General features: G+C 60.9%; 3 protein-coding genes. All 3 read left to right on the top strand.

What is annotated here, in order from left to right:
* Positions 1-385 precede the first annotated feature (385 nt).
* From QZ571_RS03210 to QZ571_RS03200, 3 genes are read left to right on the top strand one after another with little or no spacing between them, the layout of a single operon-like run.
* Positions 386-1,090, top strand: a complete 705-nt coding sequence (locus QZ571_RS03210; RefSeq protein ID WP_295531668.1) for a hypothetical protein — start codon at positions 386-388, stop codon at positions 1,088-1,090.
* A complete protein-coding gene (locus tag QZ571_RS03205) occupies positions 1,090-1,779 on the top strand; it encodes a hypothetical protein (RefSeq protein WP_295531665.1) in 690 nt (229 codons plus the stop codon). Before QZ571_RS03210 ends, QZ571_RS03205 begins: the two co-directional genes overlap by 1 nt.
* Positions 1,779-22,373, top strand: coding sequence for a leukotoxin LktA family filamentous adhesin (locus QZ571_RS03200; RefSeq protein WP_295531662.1), 20,595 nt, complete (start codon positions 1,779-1,781; stop codon positions 22,371-22,373). The genes QZ571_RS03205 and QZ571_RS03200 overlap by 1 nt, the downstream gene beginning before the upstream one ends.
* Positions 22,374-22,406: the final 33 nt, after the last annotated feature.

The raw sequence follows: 22,406 nt of genomic DNA, 5'->3' as shown, positions 1-22,406 counted from the left end.
GTGCGTTGGATTTTCTGCGCACATTTGGGGACGATTTCTGTCGAAATGTTAGTGATAACGATTCGTCAATTCTGCGTGTAATTCCCTTATTCGTAAGGCAATTGCGGCGCGGCTTGCAGGTGCGTCTATTGGGCAAATTGTCGCAGGTGAGCGCTGCTGATTCGGCCATGAAATCGCTGTCTTCACGATGCGAATCATCTGCAGTCTGCAAGGTGTCGCTGCGCATATCCTGCGTGTTCTCCCGTCAGTCTTCGAGAATTTTGCGTGCGGCTAAGCTGCGCGCGGAAAGCTGAGCGTGATGTGCAATTTAGCCATCACGCCCCGTCCAAGTGACACAAGCCGGGCGCGTCTGCTCGGAGCCATAGTATTGACCCAAGAGGAACATATGTCGTTTCGCCGAAAATTTTCTGCCTCCCGCCCCCTCCTTGTCGCGCTTGGAGTGGCGAGCTTTCTTGCGACCACAGCGGTGACTCCCGCGTTCTCGGATACCGCGACTGCAGCCCCGTTGCCAAAACCTGAAGCCTCGGCCGACGCGCGCACCACGATCACGGTTGATGGGTTTCGTTCGGCTAAGTTCGGGATGGATGAAAAGGCGGTTCGCGCAGCGATCGCAAAGGATTTCGCCACGAAAGAGGACAAGATTCAGGCCGGAGAAAACGCCGTCGAGCGGACTCAGATCTTGACCATCGAAGTGCCCAATCTGATCCCCGAGGGCGGGATGGCCCAAGTGTCTTATGTGTTTGGATATTCATCCAAAAAACTGATCCAAGTGGGCGTCACCTGGAGCGGCAAGACCGACCCGAAGATGACGGCGAAGATGCTGTATGACAACGGCGACGTGCTGCGCAGTCATTTCATGGCCGAGGCCTATGCACCCGAAACGATCAAGACGAATGTCGCTTTGCCCAACGGAATTCTGATGTTTCGCGCGGCCGATAGCGAGAACCACGCGACGCTTTTGCTGCTGCAGGGGACCTTCACGACTGGCGATGACGGGCGCAAGACGCTGACGCCGGCCAGCCTTGATTTGCTGTATTCGGCTGACCCCAACGCCCCTGATATTTTCAAACTCCCGGAAGGGTCTTTCTAATGACCAAAACTGCCAACACCACGAAATCCAGCAACCAGCCGATCGAGGTTGATGCGGAGTTGTCGCAAGCCGACGTGTCGCCCGAGACGGCCGTCGCTCAGCCCGAGACCGAGGCCCCCGCACAAGAGGGCGTGCAGGAAACAAGCGTGGTCGAGGGGTTCCGCTCGGCGCGCTTCGGGATGGATGAAGCGGCGGTGCGCGCCGCGATCCTGTCGGATTTCGAGATCAAGGATGATGCGATTCAAACCGGGGAACACTCGGTCGAGCGCACGCATATTCTTACGGTCTCGGTGCCAAACCTGATCCGGCACGGTGGGATTGCGCAGGTCTCCTACGTCTTTGGGTACTTGACCAAAAAGCTGATCCAGGTGGGTGTCACCTGGAGCGAAAAGACCGACCCCACGATGACCGCGTCGATGCTGTATGAAAACGGCGAGTTGCTGCGCAATCATTTCATGGGCGAGGCCTACGCGCAGAATTCGATCAAGACCAATGTTGTCATCGGCAGCGGGATTTTGATGTTCCGCGGTGTCGATGCCCAAGATCACGTGACGCTGTTGCTGCTTCAGGGCGCATTCTCGGCAGGGCAGGACGGGGGCAATACGCTGACGCCCGCCAGTCTTGATCTGCTTTATTCGGCTGCCCCTAACGAGCCTGATATCTTCAAGCTCCCTAAAGGATCATTCTAATGTCCCATCGGGCCCATCGTCGTCGTTCCCGCCGTATCAAGACTGTGGTTCAGCCTCAGTTTGCGGCTTTCGCACATGGGCCCGAACCAACGCATCGCTCGCTTGGCGAAAGTCTGCGCTTTGGCGTCGGCACGATCGCCCTTGGCGCAATTGCTGCGCTGGCAGGCAGCGGAAGCGTGTTTGCGCAAGATGCGGTTGCGACTGGCAATACGATCATCACGGATGGCCGCACCAAAACGACGGTGACGGTCAATGGCAGCCAAACCGGGATTACCACCGCAACAATCTCGCAAAACACTGGCTATAACTCGTTTAGCAAGTTCGAGCAGAGCGCGGGCACCACGGTAAACCTGTATCTGCCCGACGGCACCGGAAACCTTGTCAATATCGTGCGCGACGGGCCGGTGATGATTGATGGCGTGCTGAACTCCTATAAAAGTGGCCAGATCGGCGGTAATGTCTTTTTCTCGGATTCTCATGGCTTTATCGTGGGACAGTCCGGGGTGGTCAATGTCGGCTCCCTGACGGTCAACACGCCGACCGACAAGTTCCTGGAATCCGTGATTGGCGCGGATGGCACGATCAATCAGGATGCCGCGGGCAAGTTGATGCGCGGCGAGATCCCGCTGTCATCGTCGGGGTTCATTTCGATCTCGGGCGTGATCAATGCGCAAAATGGCATTACTCTGGATGGTCAGAACGTAACGCTGACCGGGCCGACCGGGAGCCGCGTAACGGCCGATCAACTGACCCAACGCCAGCGTTTTGACGCGACGGTGAATTCCAGCGGCCTGAGCGAAGGCGGCGCGATGGTCAGCCGCAATGGCGTCATTTCGATCGTGGCGGCTGGCAATGCCAATATTCGCGGCAAGGTCCGCGTCGGGGCAAGTGCCTCGGGCAAGGGCGGCAAGATCAACATCAAATCGGGGGGCGACACGACCCTCGCGCCCACCGCGGAACTCAGCGCTGATGGTGCGGGCAAGGCAGGTATCGGCGGTACGATCGTGGTCTATGCCGGCAGCTCGCTTTTCGCCCAGACCGGGGCGGTGGTGTCTGCCCATGGCGCGGGAAGCGGCGCGGGTGGTTTTGTCGAACTGAGCGGCAAATACGCCGAAATCGGCGCGGTTGCGCTTGATCTTCTGTCCGATACCGGGGCGGGTGGCACGCTTTTGATCGACCCGATCGACGTGACGATCACGGCTGGAAATTCGATCCTGAACGCAGGTGTGAATACGTCGATTCTAGCCGATAATTCGATCACCATCGAGGCCGGTGGCAGCATCGACACGACGCTATCGGGCGGGGCTTCGGGCGATATCACGCTGACCGCGCCGACGATCAGTGTGGCTGCGGGCGGTTTGCTGAACGCGCAAGCGCTTGGCGGCGGCACTGCGGGCGCTGTGACGCTGAACGCGACACAAGCCACGGGCGGAACGGCCCAAATTACCATCGCTGGCGAAATCCGTGGTGGTGATGTGAATCTGCTGGCCAGTTCCACGGCTGCGCCTTTGACGATCTTGGCCTCAACGCCAACAGCGAACGCGGCCGTCTCGATTGATGGCGGAACAATCACCGCATCTGGCGCTTTGACGGCGCGGGCCACGGCTTCGACGGCGGCTACGGCCGCCAATTTGCCAATTGGCGTTGTGGTTACCAATGTCAGTGCCTCTGTCGATGTGATCGGTGGCGCAAATATCCAGGCCGCCAGCGCCGATCTGTCTTCTATCGCAACCGCCGATAGCCAGATCGCGACCAAGTCCCTGGTTCCCGCTAATTCCAGCGCCGATGGCGCGGTAGCCGTTTCGACGGTGAACAGCTCGGCCACGACCCATATCGGCACCGCCGATCTGATCATCGCGGGGGCGGCCAGCTTGGGCGCAACCAACACGGTCACCAGCCATGCGGATGCCACACCCGTCGCCGCCGCGTTTGGCGCAAGCGTCGCCGTCAGCGTGGTCAAGGCGATTACCGAAGCCACGGTCGATGCCTCGGGCTATATCCGCGCTGACAGCCTGTCGCTTGATGCGATCAGCGCAACCGATAGTGTGGCCAATGCCGCAGCGACTGCGGGCGGCGCATCAGAGCCCCAAGCGGGCAGTGAGGCTGCGACCTATCTCGATGATCCCGAATATCAGCCCTATGAGAGCACATCTGAGGGCAAAGTGTCGGTTGTCGGTGCCTTTGCACTGTCGGATCTGACATCGACCACCACGGCCAGCATGACGTCCGATCGCGCCTCGGACATCACCGCGGGCGCCGCGATCCGCACGCAGACCTCCAATAGCGCTGATGTGACGGCTGACGGGTCGGCGCTGGACTCGAATGTTGGTGTGGGTGTGGCGGTCGGCATCAATTTGGCGAAAGTGCAAAATAACGCCACTTTGGGCGGTCAGGGCATCACTGCGGGCAGCCTCGATCTGAGTGCGCAGATGCGCGCGGGTGGGGCCAACAGCTTCGTCACGCACACCACGTCAGGCGCAGGCGGAACCAGCGTCGGAGTCGCTGGGTCGCTGGCCGTGAACCTTGTCGACACGCAAAGCCAAGCCAGCGTCACAGCCACCGGCCCCGTCGCGATCAGCGGTGGCGATGTGGGAATCCGTGCCACGGATGACTCGGTCTCGACCGCCAGCGCGATTCCCGACACCACCGGGGCGACGGGCAATGTGGGCGTTGGGGCCTCGGTTGCCAGCAATATCGTGGCCAACCGGACCATCGCAAGCGTGGCAAACGGCACGAGCATCACCAACCTTGGATCGCTGACGCTCTCAGCCGATTCAGTGCACGCGATCACCACCACGGCCGAAGCGGGTTCGAGCGGCGGGATTTCCGTCACGCCGGCTCTGGCGCTTTCACTGGTGAACAACACCACCACAGCACAGCTTGGCACTGGCACATCGGTGCAGCATTCTGCGGGTGATATCAGTATTTTGGCGAGCCTGCAGGCAACCGAAAACACGACGGCCTCGGGCACCGCTGCGGGCAGCAAGGCCGCGATTGGGGCGGCTGTCGCGGTCGCGCTTGTCAATGATCGCGTCTCGGCAACCACGCTGCGCGATCTGAACGCTGTTGGCAACGTAAGCTTGCGCAGCTGGGGGGCTTCGCTGAATACGCTTGAGGCCACGGCGAGTGCCTCTGGCGCTGAGGCCGCAGAAGAGAACGGCGACGCAGCGCCCGGGCAGGACAGCAATGTCGATAGCACGGTCACAAGCAACCTGACCCATGCCTCTGATCAGCAAGACAGCGCTGGGGTTGGCGATAGTGAGCAACAGCAAGCCAGCGCAGATGGTGCCGCCGATGAAAGCGGACGTTCGGCCTCGACGGGTGAGGGCAAGGTCACGGTTGCCGCCGCGGTGGGCGTGAATGTCCAGACCGCATCTGTCAGCGCAGGCGTGCCCGATGGGCGTTCGATTACCGCAGGTGGCGCGCTGAGCGTTGAGACTGCGAATAACACGACCGGATCGGTCACGACGGACGGGACCGCCGTGGGCGATACGCCTGCTGCCGTTGGCATTGGTGCCGCTGTCGCGGTCAACGTGGTGCATACCAAAAATGATGCCACCTTGGGTGATGGCACGGTGAACGCGACCTCTGTCACTGTTTCGGCGCTCAAGCTGGATGTGGCAAAGCTGGTTGCGGGTGATCCTGCTGATGCGCTTGGCGATACCTATCTTACCAGCGCCACATCGGGCGCGGGCGGCTCGAAGGTCGGGCTGGCCGGATCGCTGGCGCTGAACCTTGTCGATACGCAAAGTCAGGCCACCATCGCCGATAACGCGACGGTGACGCTGACGGGCGGCGATCTGACGCTGAGCAGCGATAACGAGACGACTACGACCGCCACCGCGCTGCCTGATGAAACGGGCGCTGCGGGGGGCAAAGTCGGGGTCGGCGCCTCGGTCGCGATAAATATCGTTGCCAACCGCTCGACGGCCACTCTGGGCGATGGTGCCGCGCTAAACGGGGCGGGGGGCATCACCCTTTCGGCCAGCGCCGTGCACGATATCACCACCACCGCCGAGGCCGGATCTTCGGGCGGTGTGTCGATCACGCCGGTGGTTGCGCTTGCAATGGTGAACAACACGACCATGGCACAGCTTGGCACGCAGCTGGCGGGCGTTACGACCTCGGGACAGGTCACCATTGCCGCGATTCAGCAAGCCAGTGCGACGACGTCTGCCAAAGGGCAGGCTGCGGGCGGCACGGCGGCGGTTGGCGCGGCCTTGGCGCTGAACCTAGTGAATGACACGGTCACCGCGACCACTAAACGCAACATCTCGGCGGGTGGCGATGTGACCATTTCCGCCGCAGGAGCCTCGCTCAACACGCTGAGCGCCGAGGCAAGCGCCTCTGGCGGTGCCCCGGCTGATGAGTCCGGCAATGCCGAAGCCGGTCAGGACGCCACCGTGGATGACACGGTCGATGGCCAATTGAGCAGCGCACGCGATCAGCAAGACGCATCGGGCGTTGGCGACGCCGAACAGCAGGGCGCGACCGATACGGCAGCCTCTGAAAACCACTCTGCCGAGACCAGCCAAGGCAAAGTCACCGTTGCGGCGGGCGTGGCGGTGAACATCCAGAACGCCACCGTTCTGGCCAGCGTTCCCAATGATATCAGCATTTCCTCGCCCACGGGCGCGCTCAAAATTCTGACCGCCAGCAACACCGATGGCAAAGCCACGACCAACGCCTCTGCGGTTGGCGAAGAGGGCGCGCAGGCGCAGGTCGGGATCGGCGCTGCGGTTTCGGTGAACGTGGTCCACGCGGTCAATGACGCGACGCTGGGGGCTGCAACCCATGACGTCAAAAGCCTTGAGATTTCAGCAAGCAAGTTGGATGTGGCATCGCTGGCCGCAAATCCCGCAAGCTTGGCGACCCGCGCAGACAGCTATCTTGCCAGTGCGACCTCGGGGGCGGGCGGCTCCAAGATTGGTATCGCAGGCGCGCTGGGGCTGAACCTGATCGACACGCAAAGCGTTGCCAGCATCGCTGATGATGCCATTGTGACGCTGCATGGCGCGGTGTCGATCACGGCGGACAACCAGACCAAGGAAACCGCCAAGGCGCTGCCGGTCGAGGGCACAGCAGGGGGCACTTTTGGATTGGGGGCTTCGGCTGCGATCAATATCGTCGGCAATCGTTCGATTGCTAAGATCGGCGATAACGTGACGCTTAACGATGCAGAGGCCTTGACCCTCAAGGCGCAGGCCGAGCATGAGATCGAAACCGAGGCCGAAGCGGGCGCTTCGGGCGGTGTCGGGATTGTTCCGGTGCTGTCTCTGGCGCTCGTCACCAACACAACAAGCGCCACAATTGGCAGCGATCCCAGCACCTTGACTGTTGTCGGTGAAGTCGCAGTCGAGGCCGAGCAGAGCGCGACCGAGACGACCTCGGCTTCGGCAAAAGCGGCGGGATCGAAGGCGGCTGTCGGTGCGGCGCTTTCGCTGGCGCTGGTGACCGATAAGGTTGTCGTGTCGACGGGGCGCTCGATTACGGCGACGACGGGTGATGTGACCTTCAAGGCCGCAGGTAGCTCTGCGGGGACGCTTACGGTCACGGCCGGAGCCTCGGGGGCCGCTGGCGCAGACAGCAACGATGAATCCAGCGATGGCGAAGGCAATGTCGATGACCGGGTCACGGGACAGCTCGATTTTGCCAAGACCACGCAATCTGACAGCAATGTGGGCGATGCCGATCAGCAGGCCGGAACGACAGAGACTGCCAATCAAGATCACTCGGCGAGTACGAGCGAAGGCAAGCTTTCGGTAGCCGCCGCGATTGGCGTGAATGTGGTGACGTCTTCGGTCAGTGCGGCGCTGCCGGATGGCCAGAATATCACGGCGGGTGGTCGTCTGACGGTCTTGGCGATCAATGCCACGGATGGGTCGGTTACGGCCGATGCAAGTGCGGCAGATTCCAAAGTGTCGATCGGGGCCGCCGCTGCGGTCAACGCGATCACCTCCAGCAATGTCGCAAGCCTCGGGGCTGCGAATTACAGCGCCGATGGTGTGACGGTTTCCGCGCTCAAGGCCGCCCCGCTGGACACGCCGCATGTCGATACATTCATCACCGACGCCAAGTCGGGCGCGGGTGGCACCACGGTTGGTCTTGCGGGCGCATTGGCGCTGAACCTGATCAACTCTTCAAGCGAGGCCACGGTTTCGGGCAGCGCGATTGTGAATGCGAACACGGGGGCCTCGACGGTTTCGGCCGATCAGCAGATGGTGGCCAATGCCAGCGCCACACCGGTTGATGATAGTGCGACCACCGGCGGTAAGGTCGGAATTGGCGCGTCGGTGGCGCTGAACCTGATCACCACCGACGCCATCGCCGAGATCAAGGATGGCGCGGCCTTCAATAACGGGGCGGGCATTTCGGTGCTGGCCAATTCCGACATCTCGACCGAAACCGAGGCCAAGGCAGGCTCTGAGGGCGGCATCGCGATTGACGCGGTGGTGGCACTCGCGCTTTTGGATCAGACGACGCGCGCGCGCATAGGAACCGGCAACGCGATCAACACGGCGGGCGATGTCACAATTGCGGCCACCAATAGCGGCGAAAACACTGCGACGGGCACGGGCGAGGCCAAGGGTGGCAAGGTCGGCGTCGGTGCGGCGGTTGCGGTGATTGCAGGGGGCGGTGACAAGGCGACCGATCTTAAGAATACTTCCGCGACTTCGGCAGAGCTTGCACGCAACTTGATGGCGGATTCGCTTGAAATTTCAGCAGAGTCCACGCGCAGCTATGAGGCCTATGCCGATGCCAGCGCAGGCGGTGGCAAAGACAAGGAACCTTCGCAAACCTCTGATGCTGAAAGCACGAAGACCCTTGATGAGACGAAGAATTACCAAAAAGGGACCGACGGGTCGGACCAAAAGACCGGCAAGGGCGGGGCCAAGGTCACTGTCGCGGCGGCCGTTGGGGTCGCAGCAGCGCAAGATGCCGTCACCGCCACGCTGGGTGCGGTCACGGTCTCGCTGAGCAACGATCTGACGGTGTCGGCGCGCAACGAAACCAATATCGCGACCAAGGGTGACGGGGCTGCGACAGGCGCACAGATCGGCGTGGGCGTGGGCGTCGCGCTGAGCATTTCCAACAATAGCGCCACGGCGCGAATCGCTGATGGTGCGACGATTGCGCGCGCGGGCGAGATCAATGTGACGGCCGATAGCAGCCAGAACATGGCGCACGAGGCGGGTAAGACCGATTTCCTCAACGGCTTGTCTGCGCTGGCATATGCCGGGGCCTCTTCGAAAAAAGTCAGTGTTGCCGGGGCCTTGGCGGTTGATGTGTCCAACACAACGACTGCAGCCTTGATCGGTGACAATGTCACCATTGGCAGCCTGAGCCGCGTCGGTGCGGTCAATGTCACGGCAGATAACGCCAGCCGAATGAGCGCGAAATCCACAAGTGTCGCGCGTTCCAGCGGTCAGGCGGGGATTGGCGCCTCGGTTGCCGTTGTCGTTTCGGACAACAGCTATACCGCCAATATCGGTGCGGGCACGTCGCTGACTTCGGGGGCGGTCAAGGTCGCCGCAACCAACAAGAAAATCGACCCCACGGTCGCGTTCAACTTTACCGATCTTAAGGATTTCCAAGAGAATATCGTCAATCAGCCGCTCTTTAGCACGGGCAATTATTACACCGAGGCGATCGGTGGCGCGCAGGCGAGCAAAGTTGCCGTTCAGGGCTCATTCTCGGTCATGGTGTTCTCGGATGACACCTCGGCGGCCATTGGCAAAAGCCTGACGACCCCCGCAAGCACGGCGGCCACCAGCGTTGACGCAAATGGCGGGAATGTCACGATCTCTGCGAAGAATACGCTGGATGCCAAGGCGCTTTCGGGCGGTGTCGCGCTTAGCAGCAAGGTTGGTGTGGGTGTTTCCAGTTCGGTGGTCTCCAGCACGGGGAAAACGACCGCGCAACTGTCGGCAGACGGGCAATTGGTTGATGCGGGTGCCGTCGATATTTCGGCCGATGGCGCGCAATCGATCAAGGTGATCGGCGTCAGCGCGGCGGCTGGCAGCAATGTGGGCGTGGCCGGTGTGGCGAGCGTTCTGGTCTCTGACAGTGACGTCGAGGCCCTGGTTGGGGCAGGGGCGCATATCGCGGCTTCGGGCGATGTCTCGGTGCTGGCGAATAACGATTTCGACAATCTCAGTGTCGCGGGTGGCCTTGGGATTGGTGGCAGTGCGGGAATCGGGGCCGGGGTTTCGGTTGTCACAATCAACAATGTGACGCGGGCCGCCTTGGCCGATGGCACGAGTGCCGCGAACGCGGTGCAAATCTCGAAGTCGGGTGCGCTGAATATTGCCGCCAGTGCCAGCGAAACCGGCAAGACCTTTGCGGTGGCTGGGGGCGCGTCGCAAAGTGTCGGCGTCGGGGTGGGGTCTGGCACCTATGTGCTTGATACTACGACCGAAGCGCAGATTGGCACCTACGCCCAGATTGGCCAAAGCGGAACCGTCGGGGATGTGTCTGTCACGGCGAGCGATGACACGACGCTTGACACGTTCCCCGGTGCTGTCGGGATCGGCGGCTCCGTTGGTGCGGGCGCGGGTGTGGCTGTCGGCGTTCTCGGCAAGACCGTTTCCGCCACCATTGGCGATAATGCCGCCGTCACGGCCAACGATGTTGGGGTTAGCGCGCAAAGTCGCGAAGCGGCCAATACGATCGCCCTTAGTGCGGGTGTGAGCCAAAGCGCCGGTCTGGCCGGTGCTGTCGCAGTCTACACCATCGAAAACACCACGACGGCGCGCATCGGAGAAAGCGCCAAGGTCTTTGCCAATGACGACGTGGCCGTACTGGCCAATGATTTCGCTACCGTGGATTCGCTGGTGGGCTCGGCCGGGGTTGGTGGCAGTGCTGGTATCGGGGCGTCTGTCGGGATCGTCATCATTGACAACACGACCCATGCTGTGATTGCGGATCTCGCACAGGTGACCGCGCTGGGGAATGGGACTGGCGTTACCTATGTGTCTGATTTTGATACAAGCTTCACGGCATTCGCGGATAACTTCCAAGGCGCGGAGCTGCCCGATTGGGATAGTTCCACCGGCTTGACCGCGGCGAATGCAAGCTCTGCCAGCACTGTCGGTTTGACGGCTGCGGATGCGCGCGACACGGGCATTTCGTTGCTGACCCAAACGCGCAATTCCACGGCCCATTCGCAGACCGCGCATGGCGTTGTGGTCAATGCGGCCGCCTCGAATGCAGTGCGCTCGCTTGAGGTTGGCTTTGGCGGTGCGGGCACTGCGGCGGTCGCTCTTTCGGGCAACGTGCCGCTGATCACCTCGGACACGCAGGCAAGCATTGGCGCGGCGCAGATCAACAAGCTGGCGGGGGCGGTGAATGCCAATCAAGGCGTGACGGTTGCCGCTGCAAGCGACACTTACGATCTTGGCATTGCCGGGGCGGTTGCCCTTGGCGGGAGCGTTGGAGCGGGTGCGGGCGTCACGGTCGCGATGGTGAATAGCACCACGAAAGCGACGGTCGATACGGGCGCGACCATGGCGGCCAAGGGCGATGTTGCTGTGACAGCGCGCGCTCAGGCAGATTTTGGCGCCTTCTCGGCGGCGGCGGCGGGGGCAGGCACTGTTGCGCTGGCGGGCGGTGTTGGCGTCATTTCGGTGACCGATGTGACGACGGCCGAATTTGGCGGCACCACGGTGGCGGGTGGCAATGTGCAGGTTCTGGCGGATGATCAGACGCGCGTGGCCTCGATGAACGGTTCGGTTTCGGTCGGGCTTGGCGCGGCGGGGGTTGGCGGTGCCATTGGTGTGCTGTCGATCAACAAGACCACGACGGCTGATATCGCGGCAAATGCCAATGTGACGGCGCTTGGCAATAGCGCCAACAGCTTTGCGGGTTACACCGGGACCAATATGACCTCGACCATGGCGGCGCGCGGGATCAACGTCGCGGCGACCTCGGGCGAGAGCAACCTGTCGATTGCCGCTTCGGCATCGGGCGGGCTGTATGCCGGGATCAGCGGTGTCGTGACGGTGCAGCTGCAAAATATCACGACCACGGCCAATATCGGGGCCAATGCGCAGATCAACCAGAATGTGGCGCAAGCGGGCGCTTCGGGTGCGCAAGATGTGATTGTGACGGCGCGCGATACGTCGATCTCCAACGTCTATGCCGGTGGCCTTGCCGTTGGTTTTGTCGGGCTTGCGGGCACCGTGGATGTCGGTGTGATCAAGACCACGACCAGCGCGAGTGTCGCTGATAATGTCACCATGACTGCGAAGAATGATGTTCTGGTTAATGCGTTGTCCAACAAGGCAGGCAACTCGGTTATCGTGGCGGGCGCTGCGGGGGTTGTGTCGATCGGGGCTGCGATCGCGGTGTATGACTATGGCAACGGGATCACCCCGGGCGGTGAGGCCGATGACAAGATGAGCGATGCCAGCGATGGCAAATTCACGCTCAATGATATCACCGATCAAGCCAGCGGTCAGACCAATGACAACTCTGGGGCCGGTGTGAGCAGCCTGTTTGCAAGCAGCGATACCGACAGCCATGTGAAAGACGCAAGCACACGCGCACAGACCGCGCGCGAGGCGATCACGCTCGACACTGCGCCAAGCACGGGGCTTTCGGTTCCGGCGGGCACCTCGGCCAATATCGGACGAGCCAATATCACGGCAGGAAACGCGCTGGGCGTGCGCAGCTATGACGCGCTGAACACGACCTTTACGGCGGGGGCTGCGGCGGCGGGTGTCGCCGGGGTTGGCGCGGGCATCGTGGTGCAAAATGTCGATACGACCAACACCGCGCAGCTTTCAGGAGCGGCCAATATCTCTGCGGCGGGGCTGACGCTGAATGCGCAGACCCTTCATGCGCTGAAGACGAATGCAGTGGTGGGGGCTGCCGGTGGGTTCGGGCTGGCCGCGGCTGTATCGGTTATTTCCGATGATTCAGATACTTACGCCTATATCAACGGGGCGAACATCGCGCTGAGCGGTGCGGCTGCCGTGAATGCCACCTCGACGCGCACGATTGATGTCAAATCCTTGGGGCTGTCGTTCGGAATTTCGGGCGCGGCAGGGGTTTCGGTCGCGAAAGCAAGCATCGGCGGGCAAACCAAATCCGCGCTTGGGGCGGATGCGTCAGGGGCGACAAGTGATCAGGGCGTCACCATCGGGACCGATGTGTCGCGCAGCGCAAGCGTGGCGCTTGGCGCCTCGTCGAATGATGGCGTCATTTCCAAGACGGTTGCAGCAGGGGGCGGTATTGGCGCGGCTTTGCAGGGCGCGGTTTCCACGGGGAATGTGACCACCACGGTCGCGACCGAGATGAACGCGGCACAGATCTACACCAGCGGCGCGATCGCAAGCACGGTCAGCGCCAATAACAGCGCCTCGACCGATGCGGGTGGCGCGGCGCTTTCGGGTGGCTTGGCTGCGGGCGTTTCGCTGGCCCATTCCACGCTTAAGGCTACGCTGGCCAATGACGTTCACGGCGGCTCGGTTCTGGATGGCGGCTCGGTCAACATCGCGACGACGATCACCGGAGGCAGCAACACGGCCGATGCCGTTGCGGTTGCAGGGGCTCTCGTCGGGCTGGCGGGCAGCGATGCCCAAAGTCTGAATGACTCCAAGGCCGAGACGAATGTCTCTGGCAGCACCATCAATGCGAGCGGTCTGGTCGAGATCAAGGCCAATTCCACAACACATCAAACTGCGGATGCGACCGGCTATGTGTTTGGCATCGCAGCCCTTGGCAGCAACAACGCCAAGTCAACATCTGCGACCGACACGCGCGCCACAGTGAGCGACATGAATGGGGTCACCGCAGGGAACCTCACCGTCGCGGCGAATGGGACCGATAGCAACTTTGCTACGGCCGTTGCGGGCTCGGGCGGGGTGGTCGCGGGGGCCGCGTCCAAGGGTGTGACATCGGCGACCGGCACGACCGAGGCCTATATCGACACCAGCTCGGCCAGCCATAAATTCCTGATCAGCGTGATCAACGGTCTTGTTGATATCAACGCCACCCATAGTGCAATTTTCGGCGGCTCTGTGGATAGCACGCAAGCCTCGCTTGTTGGGGCCAGCGGCGCTTTGATGGACCATACGGTCAATACCGATGTAAATGCCTATCTGGGCGACAACGCTTGGGTGCGCGCGGCCAAACTTTCGATCAAGGCTGCAAGCAAAGCGCATAACTTCTTCTTAGGTCAAACGGCGTATTCGCTGACCGACGCGGTGATTCCTGCTTTCAATGCCGATAACGCTGCTTGGAACGTGGATTCCGGCTCGGGCGGTTTGTTGAACCTGCCGGCGGGCAAGGTGAAAGTCTCGGTCACGCAAGACACCCAAGCCAATGTTGGCGCGGATAGCGACATTCGCTTGCTGCTGCCGACTGCGGGTCTCTCGCTGTTGCAGGTCGAGGCTTATAACGAGCTGATCACGCATCAAAAAGCCAAGCTGGATTCGGCTGGCGCGATTGCGACCGCGTCTTCGGTGGTCGAACTTGGGGCCACCCAAAACGCGACTGTCAATATCGGCTCAAACGCCACCTTGCTGGTCGATGTGGGTGATATCAATATCGGCGCTTGGAACCAGTCCGAGATGGATGGCCGCAGCGCTGCGACCACCTATGGGGTTGCGGGGGCGCCGGATGGGCATTCCTGGGCCAATCTTGGGGTCGCGAATACGGTCGCGATTGGCACGGATGCCCGCATTGCGGCGAGCGACGGGATCACGCCAGCGGATGGCTCGCTGCCCAGCCACGCGACGGTCAATATCTATGCGGGCCGCAGCCCGACGGGTGCGCGTTCGACGGTGAATCTGCACACCACGATCGATCTGTACAACAATTCCGCCATCCCAATTGCGGGTTCACCCGATGCTCAGGCCAATTTGACCGACAATGCGAGCGTGACGCAGGGCACATCGGACAATACGAATCCGCCGCCGCTGAAAGGCATTCTGGCTGCGGGTAACATCAGGATCGGCGCGGATCGCGGCGATATCACGCTGTCTGCGGTTGGCACGGGCACCGACATTTACCGTCAGGCTCTGGCTGCAGCGGCGAGTGCTGTAAGCGAATTGTTTGGCGGCGATGAAGTCACCTTTGACTATCACGGTGGCACCACCAGCAATACCGGGACCGGACGTCTCGACCTGAAGGGTCTGGTTGCGACGGGGCTGCAGAAATTCAAATCGCTGACGCTGAATTATGGCGCGTCCTGCGACCCCGCCAACGTCTCGTGCATCGCTATCAGCGGCACGATCGGCGAGAATGGGATCGACCGCAGCACGATCACGGCGGATAATTCGGTGATCATCCAGCGCCTGAACCAGTTGAACCTGCTGATCAAGAATACGCAGGGCGACACGGTCGCGCTTGGCGCATATCAGAACGAAATCAACTTCCTTGAGCAGAAGTTGATCGCACTTGGACTTGGGACGCGCGATGCCAGTGGCAATTTCAGCCTTGTCGCCTATGCGGCGGGCAAGTCGGAAAAGCAGCAGCTGATCGACCAAAAGACCGCCACACAGGTTCAGCTTGATGGGGTCACGACCGGCTTCACCAATCAGGCGACTGTCGTCAGTGACGCGCTGCCAAGCAGTATCGCGGACAGCTATGACAACGGGACGGCAAACGATTATACGTCTTATGTCGCGGCGACGCGCGCACAGGCAGCGACCTTGTCGGCCTATACGGCCGCCGTCGCGACACCTGCGACCATTCCCGATGGAAGTGGCGGGACCAAGCCGAACCCGGACTATGCCGCAGCCCAGGCTTTGATTGCGGATTACAACACGTATGACGGCAATGTCGCGAATGCGCTGTCGGACGCGTCTGGCTATCAATCAACCATCAAGACGAAGCAGGCGGCAAATGAGGCGCTGCAAGCGGATATCACGGGCCTGATCGCGATCATCAACAACCCAAGTTCCACCACGGCACAGGTGAGCACGGCACAGGGGCAGATCGCGACAAAGCTCAACACGATCGTCACCAATAACACCGCGATCAAGACCGCCAGTGACAACCTCAATACCAAGATGGGTACGATCAATACCAATCTCACGAACCTGACGACACGTGCCAATGGCGGAGCCGTCACGACGGGAGCTGTGAAGAACAATCTCAACGTCGTGGCCAACGCAAAGACATTCGTGAACGCTTGGACGACGGCACTTGGCTCGGTGAATTCGACGGTAAGCGACCGCGTCTCGACATTGACCGGCAGCGCGCCGACGGCTGGCAGCTACACGATCGCGACCTTCGCCACGCAAGCCTCGACTTTGGCCGCGACAATCGCAGATTTGAACGCACAGATTCCCGGGGCTTCGACCGCCCCGGCTGCGGCCCCCTCAACGCCGATGATCACCTTGCATGATGTCGCGGCGCGGCTTGGCAATATTTACCTGTCGGGCAATATCGTGACGGGTGGCGGCACGGGCATTCTGTCTGCCCCCGGCAATGCCGAGATCAACGTGACCAACAACACGGCCGCGACGCTCAAGGTCAACAATATCACGATGCCGTCCTATGACGCGGGCCATGTCCGGGTGAATGATGTGCTTGTGAATTCGAAGGAAGATGTTGCCGCCTTCGCACCCGGCCAGCCGAGTTCAAGCAACTTCAGTCAGGTTATCACTGGTCTGACAAGCAGTCGGCCAATTGTGACTTTGACGAATAATTACAACCCGACCAGCATCTCTTGGCCCGCAAACCAGCGCGGATTGGCTCCGCCGGATCTGATCGTCAATGGAGTGGTCAACAACGTCGATGGGACGGTCGATCTTACCAGCGAATACGGCAATATCTTTGTCTATGGCGCGATCAATGCCGGATCGGTCAATATTCTGGCGAAGAACGGCGATTTCGTCTCTAGCTATGTTAATGGGTTTGACCATATCGGTGGCGATCCGGCGAGCTTCAACAATCCCAAAAGCGCCGCCGAGGCCGGGATCGGCATTGTTGCGAATGGTGCGATCTCGATCAGCGCGCGCTATCTCAACATCAACAGCACGATCCAGTCAGGCATCGTGGATCTGTCGCTGAATCTGGCGGCGGATCCGACGCTTACGGCGCTTGATCCAATGCAGATCGGCGTCTCGTCAACCGCGATCAAGGCGAAATCTGATGCCTACCGCGCAAGCATTACCGCTGGCGGGACGCCCTCTGCGATCACCACAGTGACCAACAATCAAGGGCAGGTGATCACGCTCAATCTCAACCCGATCGGGCTTGATACCACGGCACTCAGAGCCGCGATTACCGACTATAATGAGGCGATCGCGCGCGATGCTTCGACAAACCCGATCTATGTGATCCCGGTATCGGGCGGCGGCGAGCCGCAGATGATCAACATCAAGGATTACATTAGCGGCACGGGTGTGACCCCACGGCTGGAATTCAAGATCGCGCAGGCAAACGCCTACAAAGCAGCGACAAGCGCCAGCAGTCTTGCCTATCAGGTAGTCGCAAGCCCTGGCGATAATATTGGCGCCAGCTATGACGTTGATAATGCGGAATATGTCGTCAATGGCGCCGAGGTGCATGGTGGCTATATCCAGCTCTATGGCCAGATCCTGAACACCGCTTCAAGCGGCGGACAGCTCAATGTTCTGGACGGTTTCGGGCGGATCAACGTGTCCAATGCCAGCAACATCCCGCTGGTTCTTCAGACGATCGACGCTGGCGCAGATACGAGCGGAACGCTGGGTCGCGGCACTGCCGGGGTGATCGACATCACCGACATTACCCATGTGGACGCGGCATCCCTGCCAACCAAGGTCAACGTCAAACACACTGTTTATACGCGCGATTATGTGCCCGGACAGGCCTCGGGCCAGATCATGGTGGCTACGCAAACCGGGACTTTGGACACGGCGACGGGCATTCCCAGCTATGCGGGGCAAACGCTTTCTCCGGTCGCGGTCAGCGGCGCGGACCGTGCGACAAGCTATGCTACAACCTCCAACCTGCGCTACATCTGGACGACGTCGACAGACTATCGTCTTCAGGTGAATGTGCAGACCAAGAGCCAGCAATTGTTTGGCTCAAGTGCGCTTGAGATCAGCAGCAATACCAGCTTCTCGTCTATCGGCGCGCCGAATGTCCTCGCCGATACGCGCCTGGCTGACGGCACCTATCTGAGCCAAGACTATACGCCGACCGGGACGACTCTGTTCAAAGCCTCTAACGGAACGATCGTGACGAGCAGCGGAACGGGAGCCAACGCGCCTGCGATCCTGCTCACCAGCCCGACGAACTACACCGAAACGCCCAATAGCAGCCTGAACTTTGACCCCGTCACAGATCCGAATAATCCCAATCAGTTGGTGACGGGCGACTTCTCGTTCAGCGATCCGCGCTCGAGCTACAAGCAGACGGGGCAAAGCAGCCGGAGCTGTAACTGGTGGACGCTGTGTATCGATTCCACGGTTACCACGAGCTACCTGCTGGATCAGTATTACACGACCATCAAGACCTACGCCCTCAAGGCTGATTACCCGATTGCGATCAACTTTATCGGTCAGAATACGGCCGCAGTATCGATCACATCGCCCACGAAAGTGACGCTGAATGGGCCGGTCAGTGCCCGCAACGGGGATGTTGAAATCGCAGCGACCGGTGCGGGTCACTCGATCCTTTCGGGTGATCCGGGGGCGCTGGTAACGGCGCGCCGGGTTGCGCTGACGGCCGGAGGCTCGATCGGGGCCGGTGTGACCGCCCCCGTGCAATTGCGCATGGACGGTGCGGCAAATGGCAACGGCGCGCTGATCGCGACGGCGGCTGCGGGCAATGTCAATCTGAACGCGCCCAATGGCGTTCTCATTCAAAGGGTGACGGCTGCGGGCAATCCCGCTGCGGGCGATGGCCATGTCAACATCAGTGTCGGCAAGGACATTCAAGCCGGGCAGACGGCGCAGTTCATTGCGCCCAACACCAACCATCCGATCGTTGATACCGCAGCTCTTATTCAAGCGCCGCGCGTGACGCTGAGTGCTGGCAACGGCGCGATCGGCTCGATCGCCAATCCGCTGCAGGTGAACACCGGTTATTCGCTGGCAAATCGCAACTTCGGCGATGCTGTGAACCCCGATCCCGAATATGGGCTCAGCGTTCTGGCGTCGGGCGATATCGGGATCACCGCAAGCGATTGGGGGACGGGCGCGCAGGCTTGGACCGGGAATGCCGATGGCACGATGCTGATTGATCAGGTCGTGTCGCTGGGCGGCGATGTCTTGCTCGACACTACGGGCCAGATCCTTGACAACAACCCGATCCAGACCGTCGATACCCGGACCTATAACGAATTGCTGGGCTATTGGAATTCGCTGGGGCTGATCAAGGGCTCTGCCGCAAATACCGCCAAGGTCCAGCTTGCGATTGACGCTTTTGCGAGCGGTCGCAATGCCGACTACAAAACCTATTGGAAAATCCGTCAAAGCCAGCCCGATAACGGTGCTGCCTATGATCCGACGTTCAATTACACACTCGATCCGACGTCCTTGCAGTATAAAACACTGGTGGATCAGGGCGTGGATATCGCGGATTACCAGACGCAACTTACCGATCAATATCACCGCCTGAACACCGAAGTTGGTGGCCTTACGTCAAGCTACGACGCAGGCTATATCTACAACCCCGTGGATCATCCCGATGATATCGCGGCCCTGAAGCGTGGCTCCACATGGAGCGATCGCCAATTGGCCTTTGCGCTGTCACCGGGGGCGTTGAAGACCGTCACCGGGACCAATCCGGTGCTGAAAGCGCCCAACGTTTCAGGCCACACCGTGACGTTGAATGCGGGCGTTGGTATTGGCGAAACCATCGGTGCGGGCACCAGCACTGTCGGGGTGCTGATCCCGGCGGATCTTGACCCCAGCGCGCTGACGGATGCGCAAAAGATCGCGCTTGCCTCGGCCGAACGGTCTGATCTGATGATCATCGTCGACAAGATCGGTGCTTTGCCAGCATCGCCGAACCAAGCCCAGATCGACGCCTATAACGAGGCCGTTCGCCTAGGGATCCTGAACACGCAGGTCACTGTGCCGCTGGGCTTGGATGAAAGCGCGATGACGGAGATCCAACGTGCCGCCTTGCACGCGGCGGCCAACAAGTTGGTTGCGCAGTCCGATTTGACAATTCAGGTCCTCAACAAGCGTCCCCTGAACTTTGATGCGCAGACCGCGCTCAATGTTGATGTGGCCGGCACGCCCGGCACATTGGATCATGGCACGGCGTACCTGGCCTCGCGTGGCAATGGTCTGCTCGACTCAATCAGAGTTCCCGGAGAGACCCGGATTCAGGTTGTTGGCCCGATTGCCAATGTTGGCTCGGGTATCGTCGCGACCGGCAATCTGCTGCTAGAGGCGTCGCAGGGCGGTATCGGCACGGGCTTGAACCCGCTTTATCCGACGGGCCCGAGTTTTGCCCCGATGCGTCTTTCACCGCTGAGCGGCGCCACGATCACGGCACGCGCGCAGGGCGATATCGACCTTGATGTGACGGGATCGGCGGTCATCGACACGATCTACTCGCCGGGCAATGTTACGGTGTCCGCCGATAGCGGCATCACCAATGCCAATGATGATCAACTGATCAACATTCTTGGCACCGATGTCGTTTTGACCACCACAAGCGGCAATATTGGCGCGTCCAGCCGGACGTTGAATGTCGGCACGAACTTTGGTGGCGGGATCACAGCGGCAGCGCCGCTTGGGGCGATCTATCTGTATGGCCCGGCAAGCAGCAGCTTCGTGATCACCTCGGCACTCGCACCCAACGCAATCTCGCTTTCGTCGGGTGGGGCGGCGGTGATCAACGGGCCAGTGACCACGAACGGGCCACTGCAATTGACCGTGGGTGGCAAGCTGTCGATCACCGGCAACGCCACCGTGTCCACGACGGCGGGCAACATCCTGACCTCGGCCGGATCGCTGCAGATGTTCAACGGCGCGCGTCTGATTGCGTCCAATGGCAGCGTCGATATCACCACGGATAGTGGGGATGCACTTGTGACGGCGCTGAGCGCGTCGGGCGATGTGACCATCGCGGCCACGGGCCATGTCCTTGCCGGGACCGACCCGGCGCGTGACTTTGACATCGAGACCACCGATGCGGGCGCATTGGTGCAAATCACGTCGGGTGCGGGGATTGGCGATCAGACCAAGATCAACACGACACCGCTGGATTGGCCCTATGACGGGTCGAGCGTGACGGATCCGGTCAGCAATATTGCCAATGCGCTGATCATCAAGACCGCCAAGATCGCACTAAGCGCCACCGCTGGTGATATCAACGCGATCACGCCGCTTGCGATTACCCAGGCGACACTGAGCGCAGATACCGGCAGCATCGATATTGCTGCGGGCGCCGACTTCCATACCCAGTCGACGATGGCGGGCGCTAATGTCCAGATCGTGTCTCAGGGCGCCTTGGGCGTGGATGATCTCGGGGCGGGAGCCAACGTCAATCTAGTGTCACACGGGGACATGAACGTTGTGACCCTTGCTGCGGGCACGAAGGGGCCGGGCACTGTCCACCTTGAAACAACCGATGGTGCGCTTGATGTTGGCTCCGCGACCAGCACTGGCACGCAGACTTGGCTGGCAAAGAATGACACTACCTTCACGCAGATCACGACGACGGGCGCATTGCCCGGCGATCCGGGAGATGTGGATGTGACCTCGGCTGACGGGGCGATCATCGGCGGCTCGATCGACGCGGCTGGAAGTGTCAAGTTGACGGGCAACGGGATCGGCTTTGATACGGTTATTGCCGGGGTCGATGCGGCGATCAATTCAAGCAAGGACATCATCGGAAACCTGCTGGATGTTGGCAACGTCGCTGACTTGATTGCGGGCAGCGATACCTATGCCGGTGACATCCGCATCAACGTGGTCAAGGCCAAGTCGATGTCCTTCGATGCGACGGGCGTTTTGAACCTGCCCGACTTGCAGGTGGAGGATTCGCTGGTCTTGCGGGGGGGGACGGTCACGGCAGGGATCACGCAGGTGCCCAACGGCCCCAACCCGCTGCGCCTGACCCTGACGGGCGGTCGCGGCAGCGTCGGAACCTTGGCGACGATCACCGCCAATGTGCCCGCAGGCCTTGATATCGGCGATCTGTTCTTCGTGGACACGACGATCGACACCACGGCAAAGGATGTGAGCATTGCTAACGCCTACGTGCCGGGCTCGCTTTGGGTGCGCACGCCGCTGCAAACGTTGCTGTTTGACAACCGCACGCCGCGCCCGCATTACAATGCGAATGTGCAGTATTTCGAGCCGACCTACGCCTTTGCGCTTGATTTGAAAGGCTATGCAAGTACCTCGGACGCCTATGTGGTTCAGTATAATGTCTCGCCCGACGCCACCAACGAGCTTGAGTTGCTGGACTTCCCGGGCGCGGGCCTTGTGCGCGATACGATCCGGGTGATGCGCAATGGCGTGGATTGGGGATATGGGCCGGGCACGCCGTTCTGGGCGTTCTACAAGCAACAGCCGCGCACCAGCACGGTCTATACGGACGGAGAAAAAGTCTACATCGACGGTGTGGCCCATGATATTGGGCTGGTCGGCGGACAGGGACCCGCGGTGCAACTTGGCAGCGCGCAATGATCAAACAAGAATGGGGAGCGGCGCGGTGAGAGC

It is taken from the genome of uncultured Thioclava sp. (assembly GCF_913064665.1).
Taxonomy (GTDB): domain Bacteria; phylum Pseudomonadota; class Alphaproteobacteria; order Rhodobacterales; family Rhodobacteraceae; genus Thioclava; species Thioclava arctica.
Note: the sequence above shows the minus strand (reverse complement) of the source record. Positions and strands in the feature narration are given on the sequence as shown.

Bases quoted from the DNA above. Each gene is read 5' to 3' on its own strand.
- QZ571_RS03200 (WP_295531662.1), top strand. From the start codon at position 1,779: ATGTCCCATCGGGCCCATCGTCGTCGTTCCCGCCGTATCAAGACTGTG.
- QZ571_RS03205 (WP_295531665.1), top strand. From the start codon at position 1,090: ATGACCAAAACTGCCAACACCACGAAATCCAGCAACCAGCCGATCGAG.
- QZ571_RS03210 (WP_295531668.1), top strand. From the start codon at position 386: ATGTCGTTTCGCCGAAAATTTTCTGCCTCCCGCCCCCTCCTTGTCGCG.